Annotated in this window: 9 protein-coding genes; 8 read left to right on the plus strand and 1 reads right to left on the minus strand. The window is 39.2% G+C overall.

The features are described from left to right. Positions 1 to 1,044 precede the first annotated feature (1,044 nt). Complete coding sequence (gene icd, locus QZT26_RS13955; RefSeq protein WP_295102968.1) at positions 1,045 to 2,289, minus strand: isocitrate dehydrogenase (NADP(+)); 1,245 nt, start codon at positions 2,287 to 2,289, stop codon at positions 1,045 to 1,047. A gap of 429 nt (positions 2,290 to 2,718) precedes the next feature. On the opposite strand from icd, the gene QZT26_RS13960 reads away from it, so the two are divergent. From QZT26_RS13960 to lpdA, 8 genes are all read left to right on the plus strand, one after another. Continuing rightward, positions 2,719 to 2,979, plus strand: coding sequence for a phosphopantetheine-binding protein (locus tag QZT26_RS13960; protein ID WP_099326469.1), 261 nt, complete (start codon positions 2,719 to 2,721; stop codon positions 2,977 to 2,979). Positions 2,980 to 3,027: 48 nt separating this feature from the next. Beyond that, a complete protein-coding gene (gene fabZ, locus QZT26_RS13965; protein ID WP_099326470.1) occupies positions 3,028 to 3,477 on the plus strand; it encodes a 3-hydroxyacyl-ACP dehydratase FabZ in 450 nt (149 codons plus the stop codon). Positions 3,478 to 3,495: 18 nt separating this feature from the next. Next, positions 3,496 to 4,716, plus strand: coding sequence for a beta-ketoacyl-[acyl-carrier-protein] synthase family protein (locus QZT26_RS13970; protein WP_099326471.1), 1,221 nt, complete (start codon positions 3,496 to 3,498; stop codon positions 4,714 to 4,716). A 98-nt stretch (positions 4,717 to 4,814) separates the two neighbouring features. Continuing rightward, positions 4,815 to 6,053, plus strand: a complete 1,239-nt coding sequence (locus tag QZT26_RS13975) for a beta-ketoacyl-[acyl-carrier-protein] synthase family protein (RefSeq protein ID WP_099326472.1) — start codon at positions 4,815 to 4,817, stop codon at positions 6,051 to 6,053. Between the two features lie 5 nt (positions 6,054 to 6,058). Continuing rightward, positions 6,059 to 7,528, plus strand: a complete 1,470-nt coding sequence (locus tag QZT26_RS13980) for an NAD(P)/FAD-dependent oxidoreductase (RefSeq protein WP_295102974.1) — start codon at positions 6,059 to 6,061, stop codon at positions 7,526 to 7,528. Between the two features lie 4 nt (positions 7,529 to 7,532). Beyond that, complete coding sequence (locus tag QZT26_RS13985; RefSeq protein WP_099326474.1) at positions 7,533 to 8,993, plus strand: radical SAM protein; 1,461 nt, start codon at positions 7,533 to 7,535, stop codon at positions 8,991 to 8,993. 58 nt (positions 8,994 to 9,051) lie between these two features. After that, on the plus strand, positions 9,052 to 9,180 hold the full coding sequence (locus QZT26_RS13990; RefSeq protein WP_261341070.1) for a hypothetical protein: 129 nt from the start codon (positions 9,052 to 9,054) through the stop codon (positions 9,178 to 9,180). Positions 9,181 to 9,186: 6 nt separating this feature from the next. Then, on the plus strand, positions 9,187 to 10,605 hold the full coding sequence (gene lpdA / locus QZT26_RS13995) for a dihydrolipoyl dehydrogenase (protein WP_295102979.1): 1,419 nt from the start codon (positions 9,187 to 9,189) through the stop codon (positions 10,603 to 10,605). The last annotated feature ends 381 nt before the right edge of the window (positions 10,606 to 10,986 follow it).

A 10,986-nucleotide genomic window follows, 5' to 3' on the forward strand; every position in this document is an offset into this window, starting at 1 on the left:
CATCGTCATGGTAGATTCCAACTCCTCTTTCCCAGATGCTGTCTATCTGCTAAAATCCGTTTTACCTCAATATATTAATTCCACTTAATCTGAGAATTCCAGGTTCATTTATTGTGGGGCTTAGCAGTTAGCGCAGATGGTGAACCTGAATCTTACAGCCCGAAACCTTTCGAACATAGAAATTCCGATCAAGGTTAGATGCTGGGTAACCTCTCAATAAGTTGAGGTTTTTATAATAGTTTCTACAGTCTACAGCCTACAGTCTACAGTCTGCAATTTGCCGATTGCCGATTGCCGATTGCTGACAGCACAGTATTCCCTATTAATGAAGTAAGGGGGGGGTGTTTACCTCAACTTATTGAGAAGTTACGATGCCAGAAGAGGTGGAACTTTTTGAAGAACAGCCTGCCGATACTATATGAATGCCAGTGTAAGAAAGCAAATGAAAAATAGAGGGACGAAGGAGGAGAGAACAGGAGGTGGGAGAGGGATCCGTTAACTTTGCAGAATGAGTCTGTTTTTCGTTTCATCGCGTAATAAGCTTTGCAAAAATATGCCAATCCCTTTCGTCCAACATTTTAAATGTTTCGTTGTTAATATACCTACACTTCAATGCAAACTCCAACCCTGTTTATGTTTCTGCCGCTTCTTATTCTGCAAGCGGTTAATTTATTAACAAATACCGCCTTATATCTACATTTTATCACGCCTTCAGCAAGATTAACGCATGCTGACCCTGAAGACCTGCTGTGTAGGGGGGATTAAGCGGCAGCGAATCCACCACAATAAAGACAGGGAATCCCAGCTATATCATATACACTTCTTTAGGGTAATTCTCTTGTCCTGAATTTATAGACTTTTATAACAACAAATGATTCATGGTCACACCTGAGTAGTACCGTACTCTGAATGAAACAAAATCAAAAACCATTGGACAGAATAAAAACAAAAAACCCTCCCGCATGCCTTGATAATACGACCGGAATAAAGACTCTTTGTAAGGAACGAAAATATATCAAAACACTTGAAAAGGTTATGGGAAAATCATGACATGTTAGCGATTATTCTGTCTGCGAACTCTGAACATTTCAGCAATTGAGCGCCGTCCATTTGCCGTTCCAAATCATAGGTTACCGTTTTTTGCCGAATGGTTTTTTCTAATGCCGTTATAATTAACATTGCCGCTTTATCCCATCCAAGGTGTTCAAACATCATAACTCCTGATAAAATTACTGAGCCTGGATTAACAATATCCTTTCCGGCATATTTTGGCGCAGTACCATGTGTCGCTTCGAAGATTGCCGCATTATCGCCAATATTGGCGCCCGGCGCCATGCCTAATCCGCCAACCTGTGCCGCGCAGGCATCGGAGATATAATCGCCGTTTAAATTCGGAGTGGCAATAACACTATATTCATCTGGCCGAAGGAGTACTTGCTGGAACATTGCATCTGCAATTCTATCTTTTATCACTACCTTGTTTTTGGGTGCTTTACCGTTATATTTTTTTTGTACTTCTTCTTCAGTTATTACCGATTTAGAGAATTCTTCTCTGGCGACTTCATATCCCCATTCACAAAAGGCGCCCTCAGTGTACTTCATGATGTTGCCTTTATGCATCAGGGTTACACTGCATAGCTTTTTATCAATGGCATACTGAATTGCACGCCTTACTAACCTCTTTGTGCCTGTCACACTTATCGGCTTAATGCCAATGCCGGAATCTTTTCTGATTTTTACCCGGAACTCTTTTTCTATAAAGGCGATGAGTTTTTTTGCATCGGGAGACCCTTTTTTGTATTCGATACCCGCATAAACATCCTCGGTGTTTTCACGAAAAATGATGACGTTTAATTTTTCCGGTGATTTAACAGGACTGGGAACACCTTCAAAATAGCGGACAGGACGGACACAGGCATATAAATCGAGTTCCTGGCGAAGTGTGACATTGAGGCTTCGGATTCCACCTCCAACGGGTGTCGTAAGAGGCCCCTTGATTGCTACCTTGTATTTTTTTATTGCTTTTAAGGTTTCTCCGGGCAACCATTCACCACATTCGTTAAAGGCCTTTTCTCCTGCCAGTACTTCCAACCAGTGAACCCTTTTTTTGTTTTTATAGGCAATGCTTACTGCCGCATCAAACACCCGTACCGAAGCGTTCCAGATATCAGGGCCTGTGCCGTCTCCGCTGATAAACGGAATAATAGGATCATTCGGTACAACCAAATGAGTTTTTTCTTTTGTTATAGCGCTACCTTCCTTTGACAGTTTTTGTGTTTTTGTTACCAAGACGAACCCTCCTGTAAATTTGTTCAGTTTTGCAGCAGTTTATAAAAGGCTTTATAGTACATTCATAAGAAGATAAATTCAATTTAATAGTAACAGGAATTTAGTAAGGCGTCTTGTTATGGGTTCATTGCTTAAATGTTCCTTGCGTGGCTGTATTTTTATGGTACTGATATCCCTGAGACAACCCCGATATTCATTCATAGTTATTTTTTTAATTTTAATAAAGACTTAACGGGTTGTGCCTGCAAGAAATATTGTATAAATTGGATATTTTGGGCATAAGATGTGTGGATAGCTTTTTTTACCTATTAAGGAAATAATATTATTGACAATGTAATTTGTGTCTGCTACCATGATTCACCTTTAGGTGTGCAGTAGATTAAGGTATTTTTAGGGCTTTACAGAGAAAATATTATAAGGAGGACTAGGTTGAACGACGAAGAGATTGAAAAAGGTGTAACCTCAATAGTTGCAGAGGTTACAGAGCTGGATGAAAAAGAGATCTGGGAGAAAAGGGATGCGAATTTTTTTCAGGACCTTGAAATTGATTCTCTTCTGGCGCTTGAGATTTTAGCGCTTATAGAAAAAAAATTTAAAGTGCAAATTCCAGAAGAAAAACTTGTAGATATTACTTCTTTGAGCGCCACGATTGGTTTAACAAAATCGGTTTTGGCAGAGAGTGGGAAGTAAATTGGTTATTCGAAAATCATTGTGCAATGAAAGAAAGAGATATTCAACATGATACTTTTTGAGGAAATACGATCTCTTCTTCCTCAAAAATATCCTTTCATATTTATTGATAGAGCGATTGAGTTTGAAGAAAGCAAGAGAATCGTATGCGTAAAAAACATTTCCGGTAATGAACCTGTCTTTGTAGGACATTTCCCTGATTTTGCCATAATGCCTGGTGTTTTAATCATTGAGGCGATGGCGCAAGCTTCAATAATCTTGTTCAGAAAGAGTCTTCCTTCCAGAAACGATGAAGATGCTGTTTTTTTATTGGCATCAGTCAATAATGCCAGATTTACAAAACCCGTCGTTCCCGGTGATCAGCTTACCATAGAAGTGATTGTTGAAAAGATTGTTTCAAGAGGTGCTATAGTTCAGTCTGTTGTGAAAGTTCAGGAAAAGGTCGTTGCTAAAGCAGCTTTGACTTTTGGTATTGTGGAAAAGAGTTCGTTGGTTTAATTAAAATAGCATTAATATATGGATAAACGAGTCGTTATAACTGGTGTTGGGATGATAACTCCCATTGGTTCGGGGAAAGATGTTTTTTGGAACGCCCTTACCGCCGGGGAATCGGGCGTATCTGAAGTGTCATGTATAGATACTTCAGGATACAGAGTACACAAAGGGTGCGAGGTCAAGAATTTTAATTATTCAGATTATATTAAAAATGGTGTCTTAAAAGAGATAGGCAAGGGTTCGCAATTTGCTATAGCGGCTACGAAACTTGCGTTAGATGATGCTAAAATGGATTTGTCTAAAATTGAATTGGAACGAATGGGGGTGTCTGTCGGGACAACTGCCGGTGAAATACAAATCTTAGAGAAAGTAAATTATATCAGACATAGAGACGGGGAGGACAAAGTAGCCCCTGATTTGTTTTTAATGCATCCCTGTAACAATATCCCTGCTAACATTGCAATTGAATTTGGTTTGAAAGGCCCCAATACGATAATACCCACTGCGTGTGCAGCGGGGAATTATGCTATTGGTTATGCTTACGATTTAATTAGATTTGGAAGAGTAGATGTTATGGTTGCGGGGGGTTCTGATCCTTTTTCGAAAGTGGCTTTTACCGGTTTTGCCCGTTTAGGTGCTATAGCGCCAGAAATTTGTCAGCCTTTTGATAAAAATAGAAAGGGCATGATGGTTGGTGAAGGTGCGGGAATGCTTGTTTTGGAGTCGCTGGAGTCTGCGGAGAAAAGAAACGCTAATGTTTATGCTGAGATTATTGGTTACGGTTTGAGTTGCGATGCTTACCATATTACCATACCACATCCGGATGGCGAAGGTGTTATTTCTGCAATGATAAAAGCATTAAAGAGCGCAAACCTCAGGCCTGAAGATGTTCAATACATAAGCGCTCATGGTACCGGCACTCCTGCAAATGATAAGGCGGAAACTATTTCAATAAAAAAGGTCTTTGGAGAAAAACCTGAACATCTGGCAATTAGTTCAATAAAATCGATGATAGGGCATACAATGGGTGCTGCCAGTGTTATAGAAGCAATTGCTTGCGCCTTAGCGGTGCAAAACGACATTATTCCTCCTACTATAAATTATGTTACGCCTGATCCTGAATGTGATTTGGATTATGTGCCCAATGTCATGAGAAAACAAGAGGTAAACATTGCGTTGAACAATGCTCATGCCTTTGGGGGCAATAACAGTTGTCTGGTAATAAAGAAATTTACCAATTAGAATGTTTGTAAAGAAAATTTATTTTAAAAATAATTGAAATAATTATATTTAAGAACGATATTTCCAAAGTTGAAGCGTATAAAATAAGAGGTTTATAAATGGGCGATACGAGGATTGTAATTACAGGAATATCTGTCATCTCCCCTCTTGGAGAAACGAAAGAGGACTTTTGGCAAAATTTAATAAACGGGGTATCCGGGATTAAACCGGTAACGTTATTTGATGTAACTCATTTTAATAGTAAACAGGCAGGAGAGATCACGGATTTTGACCCTAAAATTTATTTGGGGAAGAAGGGTATTCGCCATATCGACAGAACGTCCCTTCTGGTATCTTCGGCTACGTGTCTGGCGATTAAGGATGCTAATCTTGAGAATAATACTTACAATGAAGATGAATTAGGCATCGTTGTAGGCTCTACTTATGGCAGTATTGACAGTATAAGTTCTTTTGATTTTCAATCACTTAGAGAGGGTCCAAACTATGTAAATCCGATGGACTTTCCTAATACGGTAATAAACGCACCTGCCAGCCGGGCGTCGATTTTTTGCAAGGCAACAGGTTTAAGTACAACAATTTCTAACGGGGTAACGAGCAGCATTGACGCTATTATATATGCATCTGATTTTCTGCGAATGGGAAGGGTAAAGGCGGTAATTGCAGGAGGAGTTTATGGATTAGGCCATGACATTTTTTGGGGAGCGCATAGTTCAAAAATCTTGGCGGGGAGTAATAGCGGTACCCTTGAAATTAGTGCGCCTTTTGATAAGAGACGTAATGGCATGGTCCTGGGAGAAGCCTCTGCGCTGGTTATACTCGAAACTTTAGAGGATGCGTTAAAGAGGAATGCAAATATTTACGCGGAAGTAAGGGGTTATGGAACAGCCTTTGATCCTAAGATGTCCACCAGTAAAGAATACCAGACAGACGGCAGCATAAGGGCTATCCGAAGCGCTTTAGAAGATGCAAAATTAACGCTTCATGATATTTCCTGCATATCTGCTAATGCATATTCCGGAGTATATGGCGATGCAATGGAGGTAAGGGCTTTAAAAGAAGTATTTGGTATGCGCGCGAAACTTATTCCAGTGACTGCTATCAAATCAATGACAGGTGAATGTCTTGACGCATCAGGGGCTTTACAGACAGTGGCGGCGGTGATGTCTCTTAACACGCATACTATTCCTCCGACAATTAATTATAAGGAACCTGATCCGGAATGCGACCTAGGTTTGGTTGTTGAAAGAGCGGCGACTGTTCCGGTAAAAAATGTCCTTATAAATTCATCCTCACGTTTAGGAAATAGCTCTTCCCTGATAGTATCAAAGTTTAAATAAGTTTCATGTCATCGACCAAGCCTATCAAGCCACATATTCAATCCACGAAAATCGATACATTATATCCTTCTTACGATGTAATTGTAATTGGAGCGGGTATCGCAGGCCTTATTTGTGCCGCATTTCTTGCTAAAAGCGGGAAAAAGGCACTTCTTATTGAACAGCATTTTATTCCAGGCGGATATTGTACTTCGTTTAAAAGAAAAGGATTTCTTTTTGATGCTGCTGTTCATCACATCGGTGGTTGTGGTAAATGGAGTGTTGTTGGGCGTTGTTTTAAAATGCTCGGGATAGAGATGGATTTTTACCACTTAGATCCCATGGATAATCTGATTTTTCCAACATTCAGCATTGAAATTCCTGCCGACTTAGACGAATATTTATTACGTTTACAGAAAAGGTATCCACATGAAAAGGACAATATTAAGTGGTTCTTTCAAGACTTTATAAGGCTTTATCGTGCTACATTTCATAATGAAAAAAGTCAGATTATAGAAAAATACAAAGACATGACTTATGGAATGATGCTCGATCATTTTTTTGATGATAGTGAGTTAAAGATGGTTCTTTCTGGGCAGTGGGGTTATGTAGGTTTAGCGCCGTCGAAAGCATCTGCGATTGCCATGTCTCAAATGATGATAAATTATCTTAAAGATGGCGCCTTTTTCCCAAAAGGCGGAACGCAAGAGTTTGCAAATGCAATTTTTAGGAAATTTATTGATTTTGGCGGACACGTTATGTTATTATCCAAAGTCAAAAAAATCTTAAAGAAAGGACCCTCCGTTAGCGGTGTTAAATTAAATGATGACAAAGAGATACATTCGAGCGTTGTTGTGTCGAATATAGATGCAAGACAGACGTTTTATCATTTGTTGAATGATGAAAATGATGTAGATGCGGTGTACCTTAAAAACATTGAAGGAATGAAGGAAAGCTGTTCTTTTTTTCTCTTGTATCTGGGAATTGGAAAAGGGATAGATTTAAATACTTTAAAAAGAGGATTTTATTTATCCGGCTCAAATTTTGACTCTATTGATAGTGAGTGGATGTATATATCTGTTCCAACCAGTATATGCCAGGCCCTTTCCCCTCAAAATAAACAAATAATCTCCATAGTAGTGTATAAGAAGGAAGAATTTTATAAAAATGTGACGGATTGGGAATTGCTCAAACAAAATATAGTTTCAAGTACTTTGGAGAGACTAGAAAGTTATTTACCTGATATAAAAAAACATATAGAAATAATAGAGGTGGCTACTCCTAAAACCCTGGAGCGTTACACATTAAATACCAATGGGGCAGCTTATGGCTGGGCAGTAAGCGTTGATCAAATATGGGAACAAAGGCTTTCGCCGACAACACCAATTAGCGGCCTTTATTTGGCAGGCCATTGGACAAGACCTGGCCCTGGCATATGTGCTGTTGTTTCTTCGGGATGGAGTGTTGCTAATTTAATTTTGAAGAATTGGAGGTAAAAATATGAAAAAAATGATGCTCATTAATCCACATAAGCCCGGGAGGCATGGAGAAGAGAGTATTACGGTAATTGTTCAGATGCCGTTAAACCTTGCTTATATTAAGGCCCTTACGCCTGGTGATTGGGAATTTGATGTTATTGATGAAAATATCGAACTGGCAATTGATGATAATGGCGAACTTACTTTCGCGCCGGTGGACCTTGTTTGTATTACATCAGTGACCTACCAATCTCCCAGGGCATACAAGATTGCTACTGCATGTAAAAGGAAAGGTATGACCGTAATAATGGGAGGGATACATGCGTCTGTAATGCCTGAAGAGGCTTCAAAGTACGTGGACACTGTTTTTATTGGTGAGGCAGAGGAAGTCTGGCCACGGGTAATAAAAGACTTTGAAGCAGGAAAGTTAAAGAAGGTTTACGATGGCGGTTTACCGCCGTTGAATTTGATGAAAAGGGTTTTCCCTGACAGAGAGTTTCTGAGGAAGAAATATAATTATAAGTTTTCTTCTATTGTAACTACGAAGGGGTGCCCGAATTATTGTGATTTTTGCAGTGTTCCTACATTTCAGGGAAGAAAATTCAGGGAAAGACCTTATGAAGATGTGTTGGAAGAGTTAGCGGCGACTGATTATAAGGGACTCATGCTGGCAGAAGATAATTTTTACGGACATGGGAAGCGGTCAAATGAAAGAGCGAGAAATCTTTTTAAAGGCATGGTTGAGCGTAATCTTCAAAAAGATTGGCTAGGGTTTACTGCTTTAAATATTTCGCAGGATAAGGAAACATTAGATTATATGGCGAAAAGCGGTTGTTTTGGCATGCTTATGGGCATAGAGTCGACCAATGAAACCGTTTTAGAAAAAATGAATAAACAGGTAAATTTAAAGCTGGGCACAGAGAGCTATTATGATTGTATTCAGAAAATACATGATGCGGGTTTGGTCACCTGGGGTTCGGTGGTTTTTGGGGCTGACGGAGACGGTAAAGATTCTTTTAAAAGGATGACCGATTTTATATTGGAAAATAACATAGACATTTTGACTTTCGGCATTAACTGTCCTTTTCCAAAAACGCAGTTGTATAAAAGGTTGGATTCGGAAAAGAGAATATTCAGGAAAAACTATCCGGATGATTGGGAATATTATGATACAGCACATGTTGTCCATCGGTTGGTGGATATGACATTGGAGGATTTTATAGAAGGAATGCAATATGTTTATGATCATATCTATGCAGGAGATAATTTGAGAAAACGTTTTAGAAATTCTATTAAAACGACGAACAATCCCAGAAATTCCATGTTTGCTTTTCGGGTAGGTTCTGACTGGCAACAGGTATTCGATCAGGTATTGGAAAATTTAAGATTATTATATGATTCCGGCGATTATTATAAAGATTATTATAAATCAAATTCTGTGTCTGTATCGAAGAAACCACTGGTAGAAAGCATCACCACATAAAAACAAGGTATTTTTGGATATTTAATACAAAGTAAACGTGTAGGAAAGGAGATATGAAATGATAGGCAAATTATTGTCTTTATCTATGGAAAAATCAATTATTCCGGATGTAAGCCCAAAATTTATTCTGATTGTTACAATAGCCCTTATCTTTGTGATACTATTTGCATGGAAAAAGGAGGAATAATTGCCTGTGAGCAACTCTGCCTTTGATCTTGCAATCATTGGAGGTGGGCCTGCCGGTTATGTTGCGGCAATAAAAGCCGCTCAGTCCGGCTTAAAAACTGCTTTAATCGAAAAAGAGAAAGTTGGCGGCACATGTCTGCATAAGGGTTGTATTCCCACAAAAACGCTGTTGTACTCTGCGGAACTTTACAGAAAGTTTGCGAATGCAGGTGAATATGGAATCACTACCGGCAGTTTGAATGTCGATTATCCTCTAATACATCGGCGCAAAGAATATGTTGTTAAACGCTTGTTTCAGGGAGTTCAGTCCCTTTTAAAAAAAAATGGTGTCGATGTCTTCAGCGCCGAAGGGCGTATCATATCTAATCAGGAAGTTTCAATAGTCAGCGATGGTATAGAAACAAACCGAATAAAGGTAAAAAATATTATACTTGCCACGGGTTCTGCTCCTTTCATTCCAAAAAACATACCTTATGATAAAAAATATGTACTTACCAGCGATGATATTCTATTGCGGGAAGAAATTCCAAAATCGATAATTATTGTCGGTGGAGGTGCGGTTGGGATTGAATTTGCCTGTCTTTTTAATGCATTTGGGACAGAGGTTACGGTTTTGGAACTTTTGGAAGATATACTACCTTCCGAAGATAAAGAAATCAACGGAACTGTGAAAAACCTGCTTATACGTAGAGGGGTAAATGTTTTGACCCAAACCTCTTTGGAAAAAGTAGAAATAGAGAATGGCGTTAAATTAGAGATTAAAGGTGTTAACGATATTTCCGGTAATAGAGAATTTTTACATGCGGATTTGTTATTACTGGCTGCCGGAAGAGTACCTCTGCTGGATAATATCGGGATAGAAGAAATGTCGTTAAATTTTGACGGACAATATTTAAGGACGAATGAAGGCATGGAAACAAGCCAGAGAGGGGTTTATGCAATAGGCGATATTACGGGAGCGCCGCTTCTTGCGCATAAAGCAATAAATGAAGGCATCTTGTCAGTAACGCATCTTACAGGGAAAGATATGCACATCATAAACCGTAAAAATATCCCAAGAGTTGTTTACAGTTTTCCGCAGGTAGCGAGTATTGGTCTTACACAAAAAGAGGCGGAGGAAATGGGTTACAAGGTGAAAATCGGAAAATTTCCTTTTGCCGCGAACAGTATGGCAATAATTGAAGGAGAATCATTGGATGGTTTTGTTAAAATTGTTTCGGAAGAAAAATATGGTGAAATTCTTGGAGTGCATGCAATAGGTCATCACGTCGGAGAATGGATGTGGGGACTTTCGCTTAACTCTATTTTAGAAGGTACGGTTCAGGAAGTATCAAATGCTATATTCCCTCACCCTACTCTATCAGAGGCTTTATTCGAGGCCGCTCATTCAATAGTTGATAAACCTATACGCAACGCTGTTGAATAACTACTCATGAACACTACACTAAGGATTTCAAGAAGGTTTTTCTTTGCAACTCCTGATCTTTCCTATTGTCAAAACATTTACACTGACGTAGTATCTGTGCCAGAAAGGATGGTGTATGAAAAACTTACTGTGCCATCATGGTCTCGGATGCGGCGGTGATACAATATCTTTGCCTGAATGCAGAAGAACCTGATTTTTTAACTACTCTTGAGATGCTTGACATAAACGCTTGGCACCCATCGCTCTCTCTTGAAACTAATCTTTACCCACAAATTTCAAGAGCACCGTAGTTGTACGGCCAATTGAGCTGAAGGCTAAGTGGTGTAAAGTTCGTAAGCAACTTCAATATCAGCCAAACGTGACATGCCTCGCCAAAGTACT

It is taken from the genome of uncultured Candidatus Kuenenia sp., from assembly GCF_900696675.1.
Taxonomy (GTDB): Bacteria; Planctomycetota; Brocadiia; order Brocadiales; family Brocadiaceae; genus Kuenenia; species Kuenenia stuttgartiensis_A.